The following is a 20,938-nucleotide window of genomic DNA, read 5'->3' as shown; positions in this document are numbered from 1 at the left end:
GTGGGGCGCGCGACTTTGATCGGATTTTCGGCAGTCGCCATGTGGGCACTGCTGGCGCTGCTGACCGACGCTTCGGGCTCGGTGCCGCCGTTCCTGCTTTCGGCCATCACCTTTGCCATCGGCACCTGCGTCGGCCTCGTGGCACGACTGTTCATGGCCAAGCCTGAGAAGGCCGAGAGAATTCCGCCGCAGGTCTGGGTGATCGGCATTGCCGGGCTGTTCGGCTACCATTTCTTCTACTTCACGGCGCTGCGCAACGCGCCGGCGGTCGAGGCCAGCCTGATCGCCTATCTCTGGCCGCTGTTCATCGTGCTGGGCTCGGCCTTGATGCCAGGCGAGCGGTTGCGCTGGAACCACATCGCCGGCGCGCTGCTCGGCCTTGCCGGCACCTTCCTGATCGTCACCAAGGGCGGCGGGCTAGCCTTCGACGCGCAATACAGCTTCGGCTATGCCATGGCTTTCGCCTGCGCCTTCCTGTGGTCGGGCTATTCGCTGCTGTCGCGCCGCTTCCCGTCGGTGCCGACGACAATCGTCACCTGGTTCTGCCTGGCAACGTCGGTGCTGTCGCTTGTCTGCCATCTGGCGCTGGAAGAGACCGTGCTGCCGGCCAATGCCGGCCAGTGGCTTGCAGTGCTCGGCCTTGGCCTGATGCCGGTCGGTGCGGCCTTCTATGCCTGGGATATCGGCGTCAAGCGCGGCAACATTCAGGTGTTGGGGGCGGCGAGCTATGCCGCGCCGCTATTGTCGACGCTGGTGCTGATCGCAGCCGGCTTCGCCGAGCCAAGCTTGCGCATCCTGGCGGCTTGCGTGCTCATCACCGGCGGTGCGGTGCTGGCAGCCAAATCGCTGATTTTCGGCGGGCGCAAGGGGACGGCAGCAGACGGGGTAGGGGCTTAGTCCGGCTTGGGCTCCCAGCCGGGTTCGGCCAGTTCGAACTGGGCGAAATCGAAGCCGGGCGAGACCGTGCAGCCGAGCAGCGTCCAGTCGCCGAGGCAACGCGCGGTCTGCCACCAGCCCGCAGGCACGACGCATTGCGGGCGTTCTCCTGCCGCAAGGTTGATGCCGAGCGTCTGGGCGACGGTTCCGCCGCCCTCCCGATGCAGCCTGAGCTCGATCGGTGCGCCGGCATGATAGTGCCATATCTCGGCGGCATCCCTGACCCGGTGCCAGTGCGAGACGTCGCCATTTTCCAGCAGGAAGTAGATTGCCGTCGAGTGGCCGCGCGCACCCTGCGGCCCGCCCTCGGGATTGTCGCGAAAGGTCTCGACATACCAGCCGCCCTCGGGATGGCGGCGCATGCCGAGGCTGGCGATGATCTCGGCGGCCAGCATCGCTCAGAAATTGTCCTTGCGCCTGCGGATCTCGGCGAAGATGTCGACGTCGCTGGCTTTTTCCATGCCGAGATGTTTGCGCACACCAGGATCGGCCCAGCGCAGGAACGGGTTGGTGGCCAGTTCCTCGCCGATGGTCGTCGGCAGCGTCGGCTTGCCGTCGGCCCGCAGCGCCTCGATCTTTTCGGCGCGGGCCCGCAACGCAGCATTGTCCGGGTCGATGGTCAGGGCGAAGCGGGCGTTGGACAGCGTGTACTCATGCCCGCAATAGACCACGGTCTCAGCGGGCAGGGCGGCGAGCTTCTTCAGTGATTCGAACATGACCGGCGCCGGGCGCTCAAACAGCCGGCCGCAGCCGAGCGCAAACAGCGTGTCGGCCGTGAAGGCGATCTTCGACTTCGGCAGGTGGTAGCAGACATGGCCGGCGGTGTGGCCGGGCGTCTCGATGACCTCGATGGTCTCATTGCCGAAGGGAATCACCGAACCTTGCTCGACCGTGTCGTCAATGCCGGGAATTTTGTCGCGCTCGGCCTCCGGGCCGACGATACGCAGCTTGTAGCGCTGCTTGAGCGCCAGATTGGCTTCGACATGGTCTGCGTGATGATGGGTCGTCAGGATCATCGACGGCGTCCAGCCGCTGTGTTCGATCGCCGAAAGGATCGGTGCCTCCTCCGGCGCGTCGACGATCGCCGTCTCGCCGCTCTCGCGGTCGTGCAACAGCGCCCCGAAATTGTCGGTGCGGCACATGAAAAGTCTGATCTCGACCGGCATCGCAAAACTCCACTTCTGGCGGGAACGATAGGGCGCGCGTCAGGCGCTGTCACCCCAATTGGGGCGGGGTCGTTGAAGTCGGCCGTGCGCGCGTCTACGTTCCGGTGATGAATTCCGACATCGTCGACCTTCGCTCGTTCTACTCGACACCGCTCGGCCGCCTGGCCGAGCAGTCGATCACCATGGGGTTGTCGTCGGTGTGGGCAGGCCTACCCAACGAGCGGCTGGTCGGGCTCGGCTACACGCTGCCCTGGCTCGACCGCTTCGGCAGCGATGCCGAGCGGGTCTTCGCCTTCATGCCGGCAACGCAGGGCGCGGTCGTGTGGCCGGCGAATGGCCCGTCGTCGACGGCGCTTGTCTTCGACGAGGAACTGCCGCTTGTCGATTCCTCCATCGACCGGGTGCTGCTCGTCCATTCGCTCGAACATGCCGAGAGCCCGCGCGAGACGCTGAAGGAGATCTGGCGCGTGCTGTCGCCGGCCGGGCGCATCGTCATCGTCGTGCCCAACCGGCGCGGCGTCTGGGCCCGTTTCGAGCACACGCCGTTCGGGACCGGCCGGCCGTTCTCCTCCGGTCAGCTCAACGAGCTTCTGCGCGAAGCCAATTTCACCGTGTCGGCGTGGTCGGACGCGCTGCATTTCCCGCCGTCGCGGCGCAAGTGGATGATGAAGTTCGACCACCTGTTCGAACGCGCCGGTCGTCGCCTGTGGCCGATCTTCTCAGGCGTCATCGTGGTCGAGGCGCAAAAGCGCGTCTACCAGGGCATCCCGGTGGCGCAGCGCGCCTCGCGCCGCGTGTTCATGCCGGTGCTGTCGCCCAGCGGCGCCACGCGCGGCTTTCCTGCCTTGCGGCGCGGCGACGAGCGTGGCGGCTGAGCTTCACCTCACGAAGGGGTGAAGCCGGGGCACTTCCATTCCGGCGCCATTGCCGCGACACTCCAGCGGCCGACAGGGGTGTCCGTCGATGCTGGAAGCGCTGGCGATCGTCTTGTGCCTGGGCTGCGAATTGCCCAAGCCCCTGGTCGTGCCTGTGGCGGGCTTGTCTGTCGATGTCGAACTGGTGCTGGCCGTCGACGTGTCGCGCTCGATGGACCTGGAGGAGTTCACGGTCCAGCGTGCCGGCTATGTCGAAGCGTTGCGCCATCCCGATTTCGTCGATGCGGTTCTGTCCGGCCAGAACGGCCGTGTCGCCATCACCTATTTCGAATGGGCCGGCACCGTCCGCGAGGAGTCGGTCGTACCCTGGGAGGTCATCGACAGTGCTGCGAGTGCTGCCGCATTCGCGGCCAAACTGGAGGCGCGGCCGTTCACCGGCTTTCGCGGCACCTCGATCTCTGGCGCCGTCACCTATGGCGCGGCCCTGTTCGACCGCAACGCCGCCGAGGGCTTTCGCCGCGTCATCGACATTTCGGGCGACGGGCCGAACAATTTCGGCTCACCGGTGGTCCGGGCCCGCGACGCCGCGGTGGCGCAGGGCATCGTCATCAACGGCCTGCCGATCCTGATCCGGCCGTCGCGCACGGCCGCTGAGCTCGATCGCTATTATGCCGAATGCGTCACAGGCGGGCCGGGCTCGTTCGTCTTGCCGATCCGTGCCGCGGCGGAGTTCGCGATGGCCATCCGGCGCAAGCTGGTGCTCGAGGTCAGCGGCAATACCGACCTGTCGCCGGTCGTCAGGATCGATGCGGCCGCTCCGGTTGACTGCATGGCCGGCGAGCGCGACCGGCGGATCTATTCCGATCCCTATTTTCCCCAACTCGACCGGTAGGTTATCCCTCCTGATTTAGGGGGTGCATCTTAAAATAGTACGGTTTGCTTCCTAGATGACGCGGGACAGACCTGCCTTTCGACAACAACAGGGAATGCCCTCCTGACCGACGTCATCCACCAGAAACGCGCCGTGCAACATTCCAAGGGCAAGCGCGCGATGCTGATCGTCAATCCGCGCGCCCGACGCGGTGGCGGCTCCATAGATGCTGCCCGTCAGGTGCTTGTCGATGCCGGCATCGACATCGAGGAAATGACGACCAGCAAGGATGAGAACGCCTCCGAGCTGATTTCGCGCCATGCCGACCATTTCGACATGGCGATCGTCGGCGGCGGCGACGGCACGTTGAACAATGCGGCCTCCGGCCTTGCCTATTGCGGCCTGGCGCTCGGCGTGCTGCCGCTGGGCACTGCCAACGATTTCGCCCGTACTATGGGCATCCCGACCGATCCGGTGAAGGCTGCCGAAGTCATCGCCGCCGGTCATGAGACGACGGTCGATCTCGGCGAGGTCAATGGCCATCTGTTCTTCAACGTTGCCAGTATCGGCTTCAGCGCCGAACTGGCGGGCGAACTCACCGAGCACGCCAAGAAGCGCTGGGGCACGCTCGGTTACGGCATCGTCGCGGCGCGGCTGTTGATGCGCTCGCGGCTGTTCACTGCCTATGTCGACCATGACGACACGACCGAAGAAATCCACACCATGCAGGTCTCGGTCGGCAATGGCCGCCACTATGGCGGCGGCATGACGGTCGAGGAGACGGCGACGGCCGACGACGGCTGGCTCGACCTCTACAGCCTCGAGGTCGACCACTGGTGGCGGCTGCTGCGCCTGCTGCCCAGCCTGCGCAAGGGCACCCAAGGCCAGTGGGACGACGTCCGCGCCTTCAAGACCACCGAGGTGACCATCCGCACCAAGCGGCCGCGTCCGGTCAACACCGACGGCGAACTGGTCACCTGGACCCCGGCGCATTTCCGCATCCGGCCGAAGTCGGTTCGCGTGTTCGCGCCGAAGGGATAAGGCCGGGCGCCAAAAGGGCCCGGCCCTTGAGCGTCAGATTGCCGACGTCTCGGCCTTCGTCACGTCAGCCGACTTGCCGGCCCCGAACAGCGCGAAGCTGATCGCCGCAAGGACCCACACGCCGATGCCGCTATAAAGCATCACCCAGCCGAAGCCATTGACCAGTGCGGCGTGGACGACATCGGCCGGCACTTCAAGCGCGCCTTGCGAGCCCTCGAGCGAAGGCGTCGCGCCGCCGGCGGCGATACGCTCGGCAAGCATCCTCAGTTGGCCGGTGTCGTCAACTGCGGGCAGGGCGCTTCTCAGCCCCGAGAGGATGCCCTCGACCAGCACGAAGCCCATCACGGCAATGTTGACGGCGAGCGCGATCAACCTTGCGCTGGTGTCTATGCCCGAGGCCATGCCGGCACGGCTGGCCGGCACCGAGCCGGTGGTCATGTTGGTGGCGGGGGTCGTCGTCAGGCCGAGGCCGATGCCGGCAATCAACGCGCCGGGCAGCACGGCCAGGCCGCTTGCGCCGTCGATGCGGCTGCCCACCCACATGCCGATGAAGCCGAGGCCGATGGTGAACAGGCCGAGCGGGATGACGGTGCGGGCGCTGGTGCGCAGGAGCAGATACTGGGCCACCGGCGGCATCACTAGGAAGGGCACGGTGTAGGCGAGCAGTGCCAGTCCGGTCGCGGTGCTGTCGTAGCCAAGGCCGACGGTGAAGTAGATCGGCAGATAGACCATGAACGGCCAGTAGCTGAAGTTCATGCCGATGCAACCGACGATGGCGCCGGAGAAATCGCGGATTCTGAACACCGAGAAATCGAACATCGGATGGGGATGCAGCCGCTCGACAGCGACAAAGGCGACCAGGCCTACCAGCGTTGCGGCTGCGATACCGATGGCGGTCGGGCTCAGGAAGCCAAGATCGGCGCTCTGGGTGATGTAGAAGGTCAGGCCGAGGACCGTGGCGCTCAGCGTGGCGATGCCGAGCAGGTCGAGCTTCCTGGCCTGCGGGTCGCGCGATTCTTCCACGCCGCTGAAGGTCAGCCCCAGGCACAGCAGCGCCAGCGGCGCGTGGACCAGGAAGACCCACTGCCAGGCCGACAGGGCGACGATCATGCCGCCGATGATCGGTCCGAAGCCCAGGCCGATACCGGCGATCACGCCCCAGATGGCGAAGGCATTGCCGCGCGCCTTGGCATCGTCGAACTGGTTGGAGAGGATGGCGATCGAGCAGATGAACATCGCTCCGCCAGCCATGCCCTGCAGGAACCGGCCAATGATCAGCACTTCGGTGTTGGGTGCAATGCCGCACATCAGCGACGTTACGCCGAACGCAATGACGGTAATGGCAAAGACAAGCCGGCGCCCGAAGCGGTCGGCAAGCGTGCCGGTGGCCATCAGCACCGTCGTGCAGGCGATGGTGTAGGCATTCATGATCCACTGCATGTCCTTGAAGTCGGCCTGCAGCACATGTTCGAGTGTCGGCAGGATCACCGGCACGCTGGAAATTTCGAGGCCGAACATCAGCGAGGCCAGACAGACTGCGCCGAGCGCTATGTAGTTTCTGCTTGCTTGGTTCATCTGGCACCTCTGCTGCAGGCAGGTGCGATGGGCACTGCCGTACTGTTGCTTTGAGCGTTCCAGATAAGCGACGCTTGTACATATAAAAATGCTATGCAATCCTATTTCAGTGATAACGAAATGGAATAAATGAGATGCTGTGGCTGGATGCAGAAGCGGTGCGGAACTTCGTCATGGTGGCGGAACTGCAGAGTTTCACGCGCGCCGCCGACGCTTTGGGTTCGACGCAGGCGGCCGTCAGCGTCAAGCTGAAGCGGCTGGAGGAGCGGGTCGGCCGCAAGCTGATCGAACGCACGCCGCGCCGCGTTAGGCTCTCGGCCGAAGGCGCTCTGTTCATCGATTCCGCGCGCGCGTTTCTTGTCGCGCATGACAATGCAGTCGCCGGCCTTTCCTGCGGCACGCGCCACTTCGCGCTCGGCATTGCCGGGCATGTCGCCGGGCCGGAGGTGACGACGCTGCTGGCACGGCTCAACCAGCATGACCCGGCGCTGACGATCGAGGTCCAGGTCGACAATTCGAGCAATCTGCTCGATGCCTTCGATCGCGGCAAGCTGGATGCGGCGATCGTCAGGCGCGAGGACGACCGCCGCGATGGCGAGGTCTTGGGACCCGAGCATTTCGGCTGGTTCGCCACTCCGGACTTCCATCATCGCCAGGGCGAGCCGATCCGGCTGGCGACGCTGTCGCGAGCTTGCGGCGTGCGCGACGTGGCCACGCGCACGCTCGACGATGCCGGTATCCCGTGGGTCGAGGTGTTCGTCGGTGGCGGCTCATCGCTGGTGACGGCAGGTGTCGCAGCAGGGCTTGCGACGTCCGTTTTCCCGAGCAGGCTGGCGCCGCCCGGCACCGTCGAGATCAGCCGCAAGTTCGGCCTGCCGGCAGTGCCGTCATCGGAGATCGTGCTGCACACCACGCTGACCGACCGCCGGTCGCGCGAGGCGCTGCGCATCCTCGCCTGCGCCTTCCGCGAACACCGGGCATCGGCGGGGTAGGGTGCCAGGCCACGCCCGGATGCCGAGCGCGGCCATGTTGCGATCGGCTACCGACCCTTGCCGATGCTTTCCATGTCGTACTCGGTGGTCTGGTAGACCCGGTTGATCCAGTTGCCGAACAGCAAATGGGCATGCGAGCGCCAGCGGTTGAGCGGCCGGCGCTGCGGGTCGTCGTCGGGGTAATATTCGTGCGGCACCGCGATCTCGACGCCGGCGGCCACGTCGCGGTCGTACTCTTCCTTGAGCGAGGTCGAGTCGTATTCGATGTGGTTGAACATGTAGAGCCGGTTGCCGGCCTCTTCGGCCAGCAGGCTCGGGCCCGTCTCTTCCGATTCCATCAGCAGTTCCAGGCCGGAGCCCTCGGGAATGTCTTGGGCGCGGACCTCCGTCCAGCGCGACACCGGAATGGCGAAATCGTCCGAGAAGCCGGCGAGATAGGGGGAAGCGGGGGCGTTGTTGTTGTGCCGGAACACGCCGAAGGCCTTCTGGTCCAGCGTGTGCTTCGGAACCCGGTGGAAATGCCATGCGGCCGCCATCGCTCCCCAGCAGATGAAGAATGGCGAGTGCACGTTGGTCGTCGTCCAGTCCATGATCTGCTTGAGTTCGTCCCAGTAGGTCACGTCCTCGAAGGGCAGCAGTTCCACCGGCGCGCCGGTGATGATGAAACCGTCGAACTTGCGGTCCTTCACCTCTTCCCAGGTCTGGTAGAAGGCAATGAGATGGTCCTCGGAGGTGTTCTTGGCCTTGTGGGTGCCGATACGCACCAGCGTCAGTTCCACCTGCAGCGGGCTGGCACCGATCAGCCGCGCGATCTGGGTCTCCGTCCGAACCTTGTTGGGCATCAGGTTGAGCAGGCCGATCTGCAGCGGACGGATGTCCTGGCGGAGCGCTGTCTGCTCGTCCATGACGGAGACGCCCTCTTTCACCAGTACTTCGCGGGCGGGGAGTTGATCCGGGATCTTGATCGGCACTGTTGCGAACTCCAAAAAACAAAAACCGGCATTGCTGTCGCAAAGCCGGTTTACGGATCGCAAACGGCCCTTTAGCGACTTGTTTAACGTGGCTGCAAGCCGACCGGCCAAATCACCACGGGTCTATGCCCTGCTATTACGCCTGGGCGCGGATTGCGTCAACCGCGACCCAATGGTCCAGCCAGGACGGCCGTTTCCTTCGGTTTTCCTCGACATTGGCGGCCCCGGGGGGTATTTCCGCTGCGGCCTCCATCCGGAGGCGCCAATCCAGGATTTTCGACATGACCAAGGCACCTGAGCAGATTCGCCCCGAACCCCGCGCCGGCATCATGGACATCGCAGCCTATGTCCCCGGCAAGAGCGCAGCTCCCGCAGGCGTCACCAAGGTCCATAAGCTCTCGTCGAACGAAAATCCGCTCGGTGCCTCGCCCCATGCCATCGAGGCGGTGAAGAAACTCGCCGACAAGATGGAGTATTATCCCGACGGGTCGTCGTCACGCCTGAGGCAGGCGATTGCGGCGACCCATGGGCTCAACCCGGCCAACATCCTGTGCTCGAACGGCTCGGACGAGGTGCTCGGCCTGCTGTCGCAGAGCTACCTGTCGCCGGGCGACGAGGCGGTCTACACCGAGCACGGCTTCATGGTCTACAAGATCTACATCCAGGCCGCCGGCGCCACGCCGGTCGTCGCCAAGGAAGACGCCGAGAAGGCCAGCGTCGACACCATCATTGCCGCGCTGACGCCGAAGACCAGGATCGTCTTCCTGGCCAACCCCAATAACCCCACCGGCACCTACGTGCCGTTCGAGGAGGTCCGTCGCCTGCACGCGGCGCTGCCGAAGAACGTGCTTCTGGTGCTCGACGCCGCCTATGCCGAGTATGTCCGCCGCAACGACTATGAGGCGGGTGTCGAACTGGTGGCGGCCAACGAGAACGTGGTGATGACGCGCACCTTCTCCAAGATCCATGGCCTCGGCGGCATGCGCATCGGCTGGGTCTACGCGCCGTCGCACGTCATCGACGTGCTGGAGCGCATGCGCGGACCGTTCAACGTCAACGCGGCGGCCATCGAGGCCGGAGTGGCGGCGATGGAAGACCGCGCCCATGTCGAACGCACCATCGCCCACAACGCCCAGTGGGCTGAGTGGCTGGTGCAGGAATTCGAGAAGCTCGGCCTGCGCGTTACGCCTTCGGTCGGCAACTTCCTGCTGGTTCACTTCCCGGACGATGCCAAGCATTCGGCAGCAGTTGCCGATGAGTATCTCAGCGCGCGCGGGTATATCCTGCGCAGGGTCGCCGGCTACGGCTTCCCCAATGCGCTGCGGATGACCATCGGCACCGAAGAGGCCAATCGCGGCGTCATTGCCGCACTCACCGAATTCCTGAAAAGTTGAAAAATGTCCAAAGCCCTGTTTGACAAGATCGCCCTCGTCGGCATCGGCCTGATCGGCTCGTCGCTGGCCCGCGTCATCCGCCGCGAAGGAATTGCCCGCCACATCGCCATTTCGACCCGTAGCGCGTCAACCCTGGCGCGGGCCGAGGAACTCGGCCTCGGCGACAGCTACTCGACCGACGCCAAGGAAGCGGTGAAGGATGCCGACCTCATCATCGTTTCGGTGCCGGTCGGCTCCTCCGGCGTCGTGGCAGCCGAGATAGCGCCGGCACTGAAGCCCGGCGCCATCCTCACCGACGTCGGCTCGACCAAGGCCTCCGTCATCGCGCAGATGGCCCCGTACGTGCCCGAGGGCGTGCACTTCATCCCCGGCCACCCGCTGGCCGGTACCGAGAAGTCGGGACCCGACGCCGGCTTCGCCGACCTGTTCGAGAACCGCTGGTGCATCTTCACGCCGCTGCCGGATACCGATCCCGTGGCGCTCGAAAAGCTGTCGGAGTTCTGGCGCCGCTGCGGCTCCAACATCGACACGATGGACCCTGAGCATCACGACATGACGCTCGCCATCGTTTCGCACCTGCCGCACATCATCGCCTACAACATCGTCGGTACCGCCGACGACCTGGAGTCGGTGACCAAGTCGGAAGTCATCAAGTATTCGGCTTCGGGTTTCCGCGACTTCACCCGTCTCGCCGCCTCCGACCCGACGATGTGGCGCGACGTGTGCCTGCACAACAAGGACGCGATCCTGGAAATGCTGGCGCGCTTCTCCGAGGACCTCGCCTCGCTGCAGCGGGCGATCCGCTGGGGCGACGGCGACAAGCTGTTCGAGATGTTCACCCGCACCCGCGCCATCCGCCGGTCGATCATCGACGCCGGCCAGGAGGTCGACGTGCCGAACTTCGGCCGCGAGGCGATCGAACATCCGGTGAAGAACTAGGGAATAGCGAATAGGGAGTAGTGAGTAGCGAATAGTGACAGGCATCTGCCGCACGGGCTGACATCGTCGCTATTCGCTATTCGCTCACCTCACTCCACCGCCGGCACCATGCCCAGCGGAATGAACCCCAGCGTCGCCTTGCCCTTGACGATCTTGAGCGGCAGGGTCGGTGCGTCGCCGAGAATTGCGAGGCCCGAGAAGGCGGTCTCGAACTGTTGGCGCTGTTCCGGCACGATCTCCGAAAGGATGCGCGACAGCTCGCGCGGGTTGCGGATCGTCACCTTGAGGTCGGCGTCCAACAGCCCGTCTTCAGCGATGGACCATGGCCCGCTGATCGCAGCACCCGCGTTGCCGCCGGTCGACAGCGTCATCGAACGGATCGTGCCTGCCTGGCCACGCAGGCTTCTCGCTTTGTCTGCAAGCAGCGCCACGCCGTTCTTGAGCGAGGTGTCGGCGCTGCCGTCCAGCGGCGGCAGCTGACGTCCATGCGTTGCCTTGGGGTCGATCGCCAACCCGGTGAAGGTGCCGGCAATGTCGATATCGGGGCCGTTGGGACGCAGATGCAACTGGGTGTCCTCGGCGGTGAACAGCGGCATCGGCGTGCCGTCGCTGAATGATGCCTGGCCGACGAGCTTGCGCGTCTCGATCGACAGCCGTTCGGGCAGCGGCTGGGCGATGCGAGCGCTGGCATGCAGCAGTTCCCAGTCGAACTGGAGTTGCGGCAGGTCCGGCGCCGTCAGGCGCAGCGGCCCGTCGATTTCGAGCACCGTGCGCATCGGCTGGTAGACCTGGGCCGCGGTGCGCAGGCTGCCGGCGCTCACCGAAACCCGCCGCGTCGCGTCCTCGAATTCCAGCCTGTCGCAGAACAGGCCGATCCGGAACGGGAAGCCCTTGATCTCGGGCTTGGCGCAGGTGGCGGATACGCCGTCGCGGTTGACTTCGGCGATACGCCGGACCACTTCCTGCTGCGCCCGCTCGGCAAACCAGAACCACCCGGCGCTGTAGCCACCGAACAGCACGATGATGAACAGTGCCAGCCACAGGAAGCGGCGGCTTGAGTTCGGTTTCCGGTCCTGGCTTGACGTCATGCTAAGGCTCTCGCTAACGCGGTTCGACCGCGAACCACCAACAGGCTTGGCGATATGGGCGATTTTTGGGTTTTTGGCTATGGCTCGCTGATGTGGCGTCCGGGGTTCGCCCATGTCGAAACGCGCCGCGCCCGGCTGATGGGCTTTCGCCGCGCGCTGTGCATCCGGTCCTGGGTCCATCGCGGCACCGAGCAGCGGCCCGGGCTGGTACTCGGCCTCGACCGCGGAGGCTCCTGCGTCGGCCTCGCCTTCCGCGTGCCTGGAGATCTGCGCGACGAAGTGCTTGCCTATCTGCGCGACCGGGAACTCGTCACCAGCGTCTATCTCGAGCGCCGGCTCGCGATCCAGCTCGACCAGGGCGAAAAGGTGGAGGCGGTCTGCTATGTCGCCGACCGCAAGCATTCCCAATATGCCGGCAATCTCGATGCCGCTCATGCCGCCGAGATCGTCACCGGGGCGGTCGGACAGTCCGGCCGCAACGAGGACTACGTCGCAAGCACGGTCGAGCACCTCAAGGCGCTCGGCATCCGCGATCACTGGCTGGAAGAGGTGGCGCGGCTGGTCGGCAAATGACCTGTCAGCAGCGAAAAATGCGTGCCCGATTTTCGGCGCACCAGGAAGCGGACTCGCGCTAAGCATTGGCCATGCTTTTCCAACGCCCCAGCGATGATACGCTCTACGATGCCCTGATCGCGCGCGATCCGGGCTACGACGGATTTGCCTATGTCGGGGTGCGCACGACGGGCATCTTCTGCTGGCTGACCTGTGCTGCCCGCAAGCCCAAGCGCGAGAACGTGCAGTTCTTCGACACCACCGCCCAATGTTTGCATGCCGGCTTCCGGCCCTGCCAGCGCTGCCGGCCGATGATGGGCACGGGTGCTCCCGAGCCGGTCGTGTCGACCCTGCTCGACGCGCTCGAACGCGAACCGGAGCGGCGCTGGCTCGAAACCGACATCATTGCGATGGGCTTCGATGCCTCGACCGTGCGCCGCGCCTTCAAGCGCCGCTTCGGCATGAGCTTTCTCGAGATGGCGCGGCTGCGCCGGCTCGGGCAGGCGGCGGAGCGGTTGGTTTCGGGTGACAGCGTCATCGACGCGCAACTCGATGCCAGCTTCGATTCCGGCAGCGGCTTTCGCGCGGCGGTGACCCGGCTCCTCGGCGAGGCACCGGCCAGGCTGCGCGGCAAGACCATGCTCAAGGCCGACTGGATCGAAACGCCCATCGGTCCGATGATCGCCATTGCCGACCGGCGCGCCCTGCACATTCTCGAATTCCTCGAACGCAAGGCCCTGGCATTGGAGGTGCACAAGCTGCAGGCTGCCACCGGCTCGGCCATCGCCTTTGGGCGGGCTGCACCGATCGACCAGATCGAAGCAGAGTTGGGCGCCTATTTCGCTGGCAAATCTGCCATTTTCACCACCCGGCTGGCGCCGCAGGGCACCGCTTTCGAGCGTCAGGTCTGGGATGGTCTACGGCGCATTCCGGCGGGTACCTCGGCGACCTATTCCGGCCTTGCCGCCGAGATCGGCAAGCCAGCCGCCGTGCGCGCGGTCGGGCGCGCCAACGGCGCCAATCCGATCGCCGTGGTCATTCCCTGCCATCGCGTCGTCGGTGTCAGCGGCGACCTGACAGGCTATGGCGGCGGCCTCTGGCGCAAGCGCTGGCTGCTCGAGCACGAGCGACGGATGACCCAGGGCTAGCCGACTTCGATACCCAGTTCCCTGAGTCGCTTCACCGCCGTGGGCGGCATAGGCGGCGGGTTGTCGGACCTGGCGGCCTCGATCAGGAATTGGTCGCAGGCGGCTTCGGTTTCAGCGACCAGTCGCGACATGAATTCTTCGCGGCTCAGCCCGGCAGGGATAGGCGGCAGGAAGCGCGCCTTGATGGTGCCGGGAAAGCGCAGGAACTTGCGGCGCGGCCAGTAAAGGCCGGCGACATGGGCAACCGGCACCACCGGCATGTTGAGTGCCGCATAAAGCTCGGCGATGCCCCATTTGTAGGCCGGTTCGTCGCCCGGTGCGCGGCGCGTGCCCTCTGGATAGATGATCAGCTGGCGGTCGTGCTGCATCTCCTTGCGGGTCGCCACGACCACCGCCTTCAGCGCCGCCGAGCGCTTGCCGCGGTTAACCGGGATCATCTTCATCTTGGCGATGTACCAGCCGAAGAACGGGATCCACATCAGCTCGCGCTTGAGGATGTAGAGCGGGTCGCGCAGGTAGGGGAAGAAGGCGATGGCGTCCCAGAACGACTGGTGCTTTGGCGCCAGGATGAACGAGCCTTCCGGCAGGTTCTCCATGCCTGATATCTCGCTCTTCGTGCCCGCGATCTTTTCCTGCAGCCACAGGCTCGTGCGCGCCCAGAACTTCGGCACGAACCAGGCGCGATGGCGCGGCGACAGGAAATAGTAGGGCGTCCACAGGATCATCTGGACGACTAGGCTGACATAGAAGACGAAGTTGAATGCCAGCGAGCGGATTTGGAGCATTGTCGGGGAACGCCTGAGGACGGAAGTTGCCGTTGGTTACACCAAGCTGCCGAAAAAGGAAAACGGCGCGTCGCGCCGTTCACGTCGATAAAGCTGAAAATGAAAAGCTAGTCGGCCGCCTGGGCCTGGACGACAAGCACGCCGTCGGCCGTCGGCTTGACCGGCACGATGCCGCGGGCAAGGGCCAGCAGGTACTTGTTGTATTCGGTGAACAGGACGCGGAACGCTTCGGGCTTGGTCAGCCAGCGGCCTTCGTCCAGCTTGGAATTGACGACAGGATAGGGCTCCAGGCTGGCGTTGCGCAGCAGCCGTCCCATTTCCAGCAGGCTGCGCGGCATGTGGTAGTTGTTGGTGACGAGGATGACGCGCTCGTAGTCGTGGCTGACGACCCACTTGGCGCTTTCCTCGGCATTGCCGATGGTGTCGAGCGCGGCGCGATCGATGTCGACCCGGTTGAACAGCGACTTGTCGCTGCCGGTGGCCAGTTGCAACTGGTGGCGCGTCGCCGAGGGGTGGACGCCGCTGATCAGCAGACGCTCGCCCTTGCCCGCCTTGAGCAGGTCAAGTGCCGCGTCGAGCCGCGACTGCCCGCCGGTCAGGACGATGATGGCGTCGGCCTTGTCGGGGTTCGCAGGCGTGCTCATGCCGCTGACATGGACGGCAAAGAAGCCGAATCCGCCGGTGAAGATGACGGCGAACGTCACGAGGATGAACAGAATGCGGCGCAAAAAGATTGTTCTCCGGCGCGGCGAGCGCCCGGCCGGGTAGAATCTCGTTCCTGAAACCGTCCCCGATGCAGCGAGCGCGTTCTGTCCCATCACGAAGCCATGGTTAAGCAGGGAATGCGGCATTTACAGAGCCCCATTATGCACATTGCGTGACGTTTTGACATGATCCGTGATAGCGGCATGGTCTACATCCCGTCCGGCTGGTGCAGATCCATGTCGCCGAGGAAGCGAACCACGGTGAAATGCGACGTGGCGGCGGTCAGCCCGCCGATGACGGCGACGATGACCGCGACCCCGAGATAGCCGTTGGCACCAATGGCGAAGTTGCCGAACAGTGCCGTCGCCTGGTCGGCTTCCGGCGTCGCCAGGTTGCGCGACGACCACCAGGAAAAGATGATGAACACGATGACCGCGGCCGCGCCGCCGGCGGCCGCGCCCTTCATGCCGGTCAGCAGGAAGTGGCGGCGGAATTCGCTGGCGATGAAGCGCGCCTCGGCGCCGACGAAATGTAGCACCTCGATGATGTGACCGTTGCCGGCCATGGCGCCGCGCGTGGCAAACACCACCGACAGCACGGTCGCCGCCAGCATCAAAACCAGCACGCCGGTGCCGATCGTCACAGTGGTGCGCGCCATCGCCACCAGCCGGTCGACCCAGGTGCGATGGTCGTCGAGCGAAGCTGTCGGCACCTTCGGCGTGATGGCGGCGCGCATGGCGCCGAAGTCCGGCGGGCTGGTTTCATCGATGGTGACGATAATCAGCCGCGGCACCGGCAGTTCGTCGATGTTGAGCCCCGAACCGAGCCAGGGTTCGAGCAGGCGGGCAGTGGCCTCGCGGTCGACGATCCTGGTCGAAACCACGCCGGCAAATTCACCGGCGATGCGGGCGGCAGTCTCAAGCGCTGCGTCCATGTCGAGCCCGTCGACCGGCTTGATCTGGATCGTGGCCTCGCGCGAAATCTGGTTCTCCCACACCGAGGCGGTATCGCGCACCAGCGTCACCGCACCCAGTGTCAGGCACGACAGGAACGTCATGATGGCGATGACCAGCACCAGCGCCCGGCCGGCGACGTTCTGCGACGGCACGATGGGTGCCGTTTTGCGTTGCAGGCGCGGAGCCGGCTGCTGCATCGGCGCATCTTCGAATTCGTCCTCGAATTCCTCGTCGTGGTCGCGGGTGTCGGCAGGAGCTTCAGTCATAGATGTCGAGCTTTCCGCCGGCGAGAATCATGCGCCGGGCGTCGACCTGGTCCATCAGGCCGAGATCGTGGGTGGCAATGACCACTGCTGTGCCGAGCCGGTTGAGTTCGATGAATAGCCTGAGCAGGCGTCGCGCCAGCGGCGGATCGACATTGCCGGTCGGCTCGTCGGCCAGCAGGATCTCCGGCTGCTCGATCAGTGCGCGGGCAATCGCGGCACGCTGCTTTTCGCCGCCCGAAAGCACTGGCGGCAGCACATGCATGCGTTCGCCCAGGCCGACCCATTTCAGCAGTTCGATGACGTCGGTGCGGTAGCTCGCCTCCTCGCGTCCGCGCACGCGCAGCGGCAACGCCACGTTCTCGTAGGTGGTCATGTGGTCGAGCAGGCGAAAATCCTGGAACACCACGCCGATGCGCCGGCGCATCAATGGCAACTCGGCGCGCGAAATGCGGGTGCGATCCTTGCCGAAAACGCTGATCAGCCCGCGTGTCGGCTTGAGCGACAGGAACAGCAGGCGGAGCAGGGTGGTCTTGCCCGCACCGGAAGGCCCGCTCAAAAACTGGAACGAGCGCTCGGGAATGTGGAAGGAGACATCGCGCAGGATCTCCGGTCCCATTCCGTATCTGAGGCCGACATTCTCGAATCGGATCACGTGCTGCAGACCTTGGGTTTATCGATCCCGATGATTTTTCTCGGGACCCCGGTCGCCCGTTTCTATGAAACGACCTTGGGTCCGCATGGTTAACGGACGGTTAAGTTTCCGTCCGGGGTGGGGCTCGAAAGCACCTCGGTGGCGAAGCATTAACCATTTCCGTTTACCCCCTCTCGGCAAAATGTCTAAGGGGTCTGATGGCTGAGCAGCGGAAAGCACGCCCGGTTTCCGGCGAAATCATGGCCGCCGACGCCCGCGACACATTCGCCCAGCCGATAGCTGTGGATTCGGCAGACATCGTCGACGCCGATTTCGAGGTCATTGAACCTTCCCATACCCGCAACGAATCAGCTGACGACCCGCCGGCCTTCCCCGGCTCGGCGGCTTCGGCCGGCGGAATGGAGATGCTGCGGGCGACAAGAGCACGTCGGGAACCAAGTCCCGTTCGTGGTGGTCCGATCTTCTGGCTCGCCGGCATCTCGTTGGCGGCAATGGCATTCTGGGTGTCCGGCGGCCATGCGGTCGTGCGTGCGGCGGCGTTTCCGCTGGCCTGGCAGGCCTCTTCCTTGCGCATTGCCGAGGTCACGTCGCGGGTCGACAGCTCCGGCCGCAGGCCGGTGCTGCTCGTCGACGGGGCTGCGTTCAACGATGGCAAGGCGGCTGCGCCATTGCCACCGATCGACATTGCCGTTGCGGCAAACGACGGCAAGATCCTGCGCTACAGGCTGGGGAAAGGCGCCGATCCGGTGGCGCCAGGCGCAAGATGGGCCTTTTCGAGCCGGCTCGAGGTGCCTATGAACGGGATAAAGACCGTCACGGTCGCTTTCTCGGAATAGGATGAAGTCATGCCAGTTGTGCGCGACAAGGAAATCGAAGTGCTGTTCTCCGCTTCGGCGATTGCGCGGCGCAATCTCGAACTCGCCAAGGATATCGCGGCGCACGACTACACCGACCTGCTGGTCATCTCGGTGCTCAAGGGCTCGTTCATTTTCGCCGCCGACCTGATCCGCGCCATGCACGATGTCGGCCTGTCGCCGGAAGTCGAGTTCATCTTCATCTCGAGCTACGGCGCCGGCACGACCAGCGGCGAGGTCCGCGTGCTGCGCGACATCGACAACGAGGTCAAGGGCCGCGATGTGCTGCTGATCGACGATATCCTCGAATCGGGCAAGACGCTGAAGTTCACCCGCGAGCTGATGATGTCGCGCGGCGCCAAGAGCTGCTCGATCGCCGTGCTGCTCGACAAGCGCATGCGCCGCAAGACCGACCTTGATGCCGATTATGTCGGTTTCGACTGCCCGGATTATTTCGTCGTCGGCTACGGCATGGACGTGGCGCACGCATTCCGCGAACTGCCTTTCGTCGGGGTGGTCAAGGGCGAGGCCTGATCCCGCAACGGGGCACAAATCTCGCCGGCCTTCAGAAATCGTCAACCTGTCGCGGCAAATATCGCCGCCATGGCAAAGCTTCTGATCGTTGAGGACGACGAGTCCGTCCGTACCCTCGCTGCCCGCGCGCTCGAACGCGCCGGCCATATTGTCGATGTCGCCTGCGACGGTGCGCAGGGGCTCGACTGCATCCATGCCGAAAAGGGCGTCTACGACCTTGTCGTCTCCGACATCCGCATGCCGGAGATGGACGGCATCGAGATGGCGCAGTTGGCGGCACGCTCCTTCCCGGGGCTGCCGATCCTTTTGATGACAGGCTACGCCGACCAGCGTGAACGCGCCGAGGAGCTCGACGCGATCATCATCGATGTCGTGCAGAAGCCGTTCACGCTTGCCGATATTCGCGACCGGGTGTCGCTGGCATTGGCCAGGACGGGTCAGTCGGCCGCGGCATTCGCTGGCGCGGCCTGAGGCGACCGGCCGCCGACATTCAGCGCGAAGATGCCGGCGCCGACGATCAACAGGGCGCCGATGATCGTGCCGCTGTCCGGGATCTCGGTGAAGAACAGGAAACCCCACAGCGGCGCCCATAGCAGGCCGGTATATTCGAACGTCGCTGCCTTGTTGGCGGGCGTAAGCCGGTAGGCCTGGCCCAGAAGGGTCATGCCGACCGCGGCAATGACGCCGCAGGCTCCCATCATCAGGAAATCGCGCAGGCTCGGCCAGACCCAGGGACGCATCAGGAAGTCGAGGCTGGGGTGGCCCGTCTGGGTGAAGCCGGTTGCCGAGAACGTGGCGCCGATCGCGACCGCGCCGACGAGATAGGCGGCGTTCTGGTAGAAGGCCATGGTGGTGGCGCTTTCGGTCACCCCGATCTTGCGCGCCATCAGCTGTGAGAAGCCATAGAGGAAGGCCGAGACCAGCGACAGCAGCGCGGCCCATTCGAAAATTCCGGCACCCGGATTGACCATCACGATGACGCCGAGCAGGCCGACAGCGCCGGCAACGAGGCTCTGCCACGGCACCCGTTCGCCGAGATAGGGGCCTGCCATCGTCATGATCAGCAGCGGTGCCAGGAAAAACAGTGCCGCGGCATCGGCGATCGGCAGGGCGGGGATCGCTAGGTAGTAGGCGCAGTAGGAGATGAACAGGATCGACGAGCGTGTCGCCAGGAAGCGCCAGTTCGGTGACGCCAGCGCGCCCAGGCCAACATCACGATGTACGAGAAAAAGCAGGATCGGCAGGGCCACGACGGCGCGGATCAGCAGCGCTTGGCTGACCGGATAGGTGCCGGCCACGGCCTTGATCAGCGCATCCTGGATCGAAAACACCAGCACGCCCAGGCACAGGCACAGGATGCCGAGAAGCGTTCTGTTCTGCATGGTCTCCGTCGGCCTGTCGCATGAGATCGTCGGATAGTTCTACCGCGAGACGCGGCGGATAGAGAGCGCTTGTCGCAGCCGGCTGTTGGTCCAGCGGTCTACAGCTTTGCGCGTCCCATCGGACGCGCAACGGACGTCGCAGCATTTTGAATCGGGCAAAAAAATACCCGCCGTGAAAACCGCGGCGGGTGAAAGTGAGGACGGTACTTACCAGTCCGTAGCCGCATCTAACGGCCACCTTCCAATGGGTAGGCGGACTATCCATTGGCGTTTGACACGATGCAAACGAATTGGAATGATGGCAGTCATTAGAATTCCTTATGACTGGTGGTGAAATGCCATGACCGTTCGCCTCGACAGCGACCTCTTGCGTACGTTCCTGGCGGTAGCGGACAGCGGCAATTTTACCCGCGCGGCGGAAGCCGTCGGGCGCACCCAGTCGGCGATCAGCATGCAGATCAAGCGGCTCGAGGAGGTCGTCGGCGACGTCCTGTTCGAACGCGGCGCGCGTGGCGTGACGCTGACGCAGCGAGGCGGCGATCTTGTCGACAATGCCCGCCGCATCATCGCATTGCTCGACGAGACGGCCTCGTCGATGCGGTCGGCGCCGCTCGGCGGCCCGGTCCGCATCGGGCTGCCGGAGGAGTATGGGCAGCCCGTCCTGTCGCGTGCGCTGGGAGCATTCACCAAGCGCCACGCCCAGGTGGAAGTGACGGTCCGGTTCGGCTATTCGGTCTCCCAACTGGCGGCTCTTGCGGCTGGAGAGCTTGACCTGGCGGTGGTTTTCGAATGGCAGGCGCCTACGGGCGTCGAGGTGCTGATGCATGACCCGACTGTCTGGGTCACCTCGAATCATCATGACCTGCATCGGGAGCGGCCCTTGCCGGTCGCCATCTACACCCGCGAGGGCTGGTGTCGCGAATTGGCACTCCGCTCGCTCGAACAGCGCGGCATCGACTACCGGTTCGCCTATACCAGCGACACCACGAACGGGCTGACCCTTGCCGTCACTGCCGGCCTGGGCGTGGCGCCGATCGCGCGCAGCAATATCCCGGCCGACTGCCGGGAGTTGACGGAAGCCGAAGGCTTCGGCCCGATCGATACGACAAGGGTCGTGCTGCATCGTAACCCGCGCGCCATCAGCGAAGCCGTCGACGCCATGGCGGACGCCATCCGCGACGCTTTCCATCAGCGCCGCTGATCCCGGACTGGGGCGACTTCCTGTCAATGCTCCTGACAAACTGCTGTCAGGAGGG

General features: G+C 64.8%; 23 protein-coding genes and 1 riboswitch. Of the genes, 13 read left to right on the top strand and 10 right to left on the bottom strand.

The window, feature by feature from the left end; genetic code table 11:
* On the top strand, nucleotides 1-897 hold the full coding sequence (yddG, locus tag GGQ99_RS10285; RefSeq protein WP_108606817.1) for an aromatic amino acid exporter YddG: 897 nt from the start codon (nucleotides 1-3) through the stop codon (nucleotides 895-897).
* Here the strand turns inward: yddG and GGQ99_RS10280 are convergent.
* Both GGQ99_RS10280 and gloB read right to left on the bottom strand, forming a co-directional pair.
* Nucleotides 894-1,331 carry a cupin domain-containing protein gene (locus tag GGQ99_RS10280; protein ID WP_183262480.1) on the bottom strand — a complete coding sequence of 146 codons (438 nt, stop codon included), beginning with the start codon at nucleotides 1,329-1,331 and terminating at the stop codon, nucleotides 894-896. The two genes, yddG and GGQ99_RS10280, sit on opposite strands and share 4 nt — an antisense overlap.
* Before the next feature lie 3 nt (nucleotides 1,332-1,334).
* A complete protein-coding gene (gene gloB / locus GGQ99_RS10275) occupies nucleotides 1,335-2,102 on the bottom strand; it encodes a hydroxyacylglutathione hydrolase (protein WP_183262479.1) in 768 nt (255 codons plus the stop codon).
* A gap of 107 nt (nucleotides 2,103-2,209) precedes the next feature.
* On the opposite strand from gloB, the gene GGQ99_RS10270 reads away from it, so the two are divergent.
* The 3 genes from GGQ99_RS10270 (at nucleotide 2,210) to GGQ99_RS10260 (ending at nucleotide 4,889) form a co-directional block, all read left to right on the top strand.
* Nucleotides 2,210-2,977, top strand: a complete 768-nt coding sequence (locus GGQ99_RS10270) for a class I SAM-dependent methyltransferase (protein ID WP_108606820.1) — start codon at nucleotides 2,210-2,212, stop codon at nucleotides 2,975-2,977.
* Between the two features lie 88 nt (nucleotides 2,978-3,065).
* Nucleotides 3,066-3,869: a DUF1194 domain-containing protein gene (locus GGQ99_RS10265; protein ID WP_183262478.1), complete on the top strand. Its 804-nt coding sequence runs from the start codon at nucleotides 3,066-3,068 to the stop codon at nucleotides 3,867-3,869.
* Nucleotides 3,870-4,001: 132 nt separating this feature from the next.
* Complete coding sequence (locus GGQ99_RS10260; RefSeq protein ID WP_108606822.1) at nucleotides 4,002-4,889, top strand: lipid kinase; 888 nt, start codon at nucleotides 4,002-4,004, stop codon at nucleotides 4,887-4,889.
* A 33-nt stretch (nucleotides 4,890-4,922) separates the two neighbouring features.
* Here GGQ99_RS10260 and GGQ99_RS10255 read toward each other — a convergent pair whose 3' ends face one another.
* Nucleotides 4,923-6,464, bottom strand: coding sequence for an MFS transporter (locus GGQ99_RS10255; RefSeq protein ID WP_183262477.1), 1,542 nt, complete (start codon nucleotides 6,462-6,464; stop codon nucleotides 4,923-4,925).
* A gap of 134 nt (nucleotides 6,465-6,598) precedes the next feature.
* Between GGQ99_RS10255 and GGQ99_RS10250 the strand changes: the two genes are divergently transcribed.
* Nucleotides 6,599-7,456, top strand: coding sequence for a LysR family transcriptional regulator (locus GGQ99_RS10250; protein WP_183262476.1), 858 nt, complete (start codon nucleotides 6,599-6,601; stop codon nucleotides 7,454-7,456).
* A 47-nt stretch (nucleotides 7,457-7,503) separates the two neighbouring features.
* Here the strand turns inward: GGQ99_RS10250 and metA are convergent, their stop codons facing one another.
* Nucleotides 7,504-8,427: a homoserine O-acetyltransferase MetA gene (metA, locus tag GGQ99_RS10245; RefSeq protein ID WP_183262475.1), complete on the bottom strand. Its 924-nt coding sequence runs from the start codon at nucleotides 8,425-8,427 to the stop codon at nucleotides 7,504-7,506.
* A gap of 51 nt (nucleotides 8,428-8,478) precedes the next feature.
* A riboswitch (SAM riboswitch) is annotated at nucleotides 8,479-8,556 on the bottom strand.
* A 152-nt stretch (nucleotides 8,557-8,708) separates the two neighbouring features.
* Between metA and hisC the strand changes: the two genes are divergently transcribed.
* Together hisC and GGQ99_RS10235 are read left to right on the top strand one after the other, a co-directional pair.
* Entirely contained in the window at nucleotides 8,709-9,821 is a 1,113-nt protein-coding gene (hisC, locus tag GGQ99_RS10240) for a histidinol-phosphate transaminase (protein WP_183262474.1), read from the top strand.
* 3 nt (nucleotides 9,822-9,824) lie between these two features.
* Nucleotides 9,825-10,760, top strand: coding sequence for a prephenate/arogenate dehydrogenase family protein (locus GGQ99_RS10235; protein WP_183262473.1), 936 nt, complete (start codon nucleotides 9,825-9,827; stop codon nucleotides 10,758-10,760).
* 89 nt (nucleotides 10,761-10,849) lie between these two features.
* Here GGQ99_RS10235 and GGQ99_RS10230 read toward each other — a convergent pair whose 3' ends face one another.
* On the bottom strand, nucleotides 10,850-11,848 hold the full coding sequence (locus GGQ99_RS10230; protein WP_183262472.1) for a DUF2125 domain-containing protein: 999 nt from the start codon (nucleotides 11,846-11,848) through the stop codon (nucleotides 10,850-10,852).
* 54 nt (nucleotides 11,849-11,902) lie between these two features.
* Between GGQ99_RS10230 and GGQ99_RS10225 the strand changes: the two genes are divergently transcribed.
* Both GGQ99_RS10225 and GGQ99_RS10220 read left to right on the top strand, forming a co-directional pair.
* Nucleotides 11,903-12,421, top strand: a complete 519-nt coding sequence (locus GGQ99_RS10225) for a gamma-glutamylcyclotransferase (RefSeq protein ID WP_183262471.1) — start codon at nucleotides 11,903-11,905, stop codon at nucleotides 12,419-12,421.
* A 71-nt stretch (nucleotides 12,422-12,492) separates the two neighbouring features.
* Nucleotides 12,493-13,548 (top strand): bifunctional transcriptional activator/DNA repair enzyme AdaA, encoded by a 1,056-nt coding sequence (locus tag GGQ99_RS10220; protein ID WP_183262470.1) that lies wholly within the window; start codon nucleotides 12,493-12,495, stop codon nucleotides 13,546-13,548.
* Here the strand turns inward: GGQ99_RS10220 and GGQ99_RS10215 are convergent.
* The 4 genes from GGQ99_RS10215 to ftsE form a co-directional block, all read right to left on the bottom strand.
* Nucleotides 13,545-14,333, bottom strand: coding sequence for a lysophospholipid acyltransferase family protein (locus tag GGQ99_RS10215; protein WP_108606828.1), 789 nt, complete (start codon nucleotides 14,331-14,333; stop codon nucleotides 13,545-13,547). The genes GGQ99_RS10220 and GGQ99_RS10215 overlap by 4 nt on opposite strands.
* Before the next feature lie 107 nt (nucleotides 14,334-14,440).
* Nucleotides 14,441-15,184 (bottom strand): YdcF family protein, encoded by a 744-nt coding sequence (locus GGQ99_RS10210; RefSeq protein WP_404801256.1) that lies wholly within the window; start codon nucleotides 15,182-15,184, stop codon nucleotides 14,441-14,443.
* 62 nt (nucleotides 15,185-15,246) lie between these two features.
* Nucleotides 15,247-16,260: a cell division protein FtsX gene (locus GGQ99_RS10205; protein ID WP_183262469.1), complete on the bottom strand. Its 1,014-nt coding sequence runs from the start codon at nucleotides 16,258-16,260 to the stop codon at nucleotides 15,247-15,249.
* On the bottom strand, nucleotides 16,253-16,912 hold the full coding sequence (ftsE, locus tag GGQ99_RS10200; protein WP_055973192.1) for a cell division ATP-binding protein FtsE: 660 nt from the start codon (nucleotides 16,910-16,912) through the stop codon (nucleotides 16,253-16,255). Before ftsE ends, GGQ99_RS10205 begins: the two co-directional genes overlap by 8 nt.
* Nucleotides 16,913-17,109: 197 nt before the next feature.
* Here ftsE and GGQ99_RS10195 point away from each other — a divergent pair, with 197 nt between their 5' ends.
* The 3 genes from GGQ99_RS10195 to GGQ99_RS10185 all read left to right on the top strand — a co-directional run bounded on the left by GGQ99_RS10195 (nucleotide 17,110) and on the right by GGQ99_RS10185 (nucleotide 18,771).
* Nucleotides 17,110-17,748, top strand: coding sequence for a hypothetical protein (locus tag GGQ99_RS10195; RefSeq protein ID WP_343061709.1), 639 nt, complete (start codon nucleotides 17,110-17,112; stop codon nucleotides 17,746-17,748).
* 9 nt (nucleotides 17,749-17,757) lie between these two features.
* Complete coding sequence (gene hpt, locus GGQ99_RS10190) at nucleotides 17,758-18,300, top strand: hypoxanthine phosphoribosyltransferase (RefSeq protein ID WP_183262468.1); 543 nt, start codon at nucleotides 17,758-17,760, stop codon at nucleotides 18,298-18,300.
* A 69-nt stretch (nucleotides 18,301-18,369) separates the two neighbouring features.
* Entirely contained in the window at nucleotides 18,370-18,771 is a 402-nt protein-coding gene (locus GGQ99_RS10185; RefSeq protein WP_183262467.1) for a response regulator, read from the top strand.
* Here GGQ99_RS10185 and GGQ99_RS10180 read toward each other — a convergent pair.
* Nucleotides 18,738-19,682, bottom strand: a complete 945-nt coding sequence (locus GGQ99_RS10180; protein WP_183262466.1) for a DMT family transporter — start codon at nucleotides 19,680-19,682, stop codon at nucleotides 18,738-18,740. The two genes, GGQ99_RS10185 and GGQ99_RS10180, sit on opposite strands and share 34 nt — an antisense overlap.
* A 340-nt stretch (nucleotides 19,683-20,022) precedes the next feature.
* Between GGQ99_RS10180 and GGQ99_RS10175 the strand changes: the two genes are divergently transcribed.
* Complete coding sequence (locus tag GGQ99_RS10175) at nucleotides 20,023-20,883, top strand: LysR substrate-binding domain-containing protein (protein WP_183262465.1); 861 nt, start codon at nucleotides 20,023-20,025, stop codon at nucleotides 20,881-20,883.
* Nucleotides 20,884-20,938 lie beyond the last annotated feature (55 nt).

This window comes from Aminobacter niigataensis, assembly GCF_014200015.1.
Classification (GTDB): domain Bacteria; phylum Pseudomonadota; class Alphaproteobacteria; order Rhizobiales; family Rhizobiaceae; genus Aminobacter; species Aminobacter niigataensis.
Note: the sequence above shows the minus strand (reverse complement) of the source record. Positions and strands in the feature narration are given on the sequence as shown.

Bases quoted from the DNA above. Each gene is read 5' to 3' on its own strand.
- GGQ99_RS10175 (WP_183262465.1), top strand. From the start codon at position 20,023: ATGACCGTTCGCCTCGACAGCGACCTCTTGCGTACGTTCCTGGCGGTA.
- GGQ99_RS10235 (WP_183262473.1), top strand. From the start codon at position 9,825: ATGTCCAAAGCCCTGTTTGACAAGATCGCCCTCGTCGGCATCGGCCTG.
- GGQ99_RS10185 (WP_183262467.1), top strand. From the start codon at position 18,370: ATGGCAAAGCTTCTGATCGTTGAGGACGACGAGTCCGTCCGTACCCTC.
- hisC (WP_183262474.1), top strand. From the start codon at position 8,709: ATGACCAAGGCACCTGAGCAGATTCGCCCCGAACCCCGCGCCGGCATC.
- GGQ99_RS10280 (WP_183262480.1), bottom strand. From the start codon at position 1,331: ATGCTGGCCGCCGAGATCATCGCCAGCCTCGGCATGCGCCGCCATCCC.
- GGQ99_RS10205 (WP_183262469.1), bottom strand. From the start codon at position 16,260: ATGACTGAAGCTCCTGCCGACACCCGCGACCACGACGAGGAATTCGAG.
- GGQ99_RS10210 (WP_404801256.1), bottom strand. From the start codon at position 15,184: ATGCCGCATTCCCTGCTTAACCATGGCTTCGTGATGGGACAGAACGCG.
- GGQ99_RS10255 (WP_183262477.1), bottom strand. From the start codon at position 6,464: ATGAACCAAGCAAGCAGAAACTACATAGCGCTCGGCGCAGTCTGTCTG.
- GGQ99_RS10265 (WP_183262478.1), top strand. From the start codon at position 3,066: ATGCTGGAAGCGCTGGCGATCGTCTTGTGCCTGGGCTGCGAATTGCCC.
- GGQ99_RS10250 (WP_183262476.1), top strand. From the start codon at position 6,599: ATGCTGTGGCTGGATGCAGAAGCGGTGCGGAACTTCGTCATGGTGGCG.
- GGQ99_RS10180 (WP_183262466.1), bottom strand. From the start codon at position 19,682: ATGCAGAACAGAACGCTTCTCGGCATCCTGTGCCTGTGCCTGGGCGTG.
- gloB (WP_183262479.1), bottom strand. From the start codon at position 2,102: ATGCCGGTCGAGATCAGACTTTTCATGTGCCGCACCGACAATTTCGGG.
- GGQ99_RS10195 (WP_343061709.1), top strand. From the start codon at position 17,110: ATGGCTGAGCAGCGGAAAGCACGCCCGGTTTCCGGCGAAATCATGGCC.
- GGQ99_RS10225 (WP_183262471.1), top strand. From the start codon at position 11,903: ATGGGCGATTTTTGGGTTTTTGGCTATGGCTCGCTGATGTGGCGTCCG.
- GGQ99_RS10220 (WP_183262470.1), top strand. From the start codon at position 12,493: ATGCTTTTCCAACGCCCCAGCGATGATACGCTCTACGATGCCCTGATC.
- GGQ99_RS10215 (WP_108606828.1), bottom strand. From the start codon at position 14,333: ATGCTCCAAATCCGCTCGCTGGCATTCAACTTCGTCTTCTATGTCAGC.
- GGQ99_RS10230 (WP_183262472.1), bottom strand. From the start codon at position 11,848: ATGACGTCAAGCCAGGACCGGAAACCGAACTCAAGCCGCCGCTTCCTG.
- hpt (WP_183262468.1), top strand. From the start codon at position 17,758: ATGCCAGTTGTGCGCGACAAGGAAATCGAAGTGCTGTTCTCCGCTTCG.
- GGQ99_RS10270 (WP_108606820.1), top strand. From the start codon at position 2,210: ATGAATTCCGACATCGTCGACCTTCGCTCGTTCTACTCGACACCGCTC.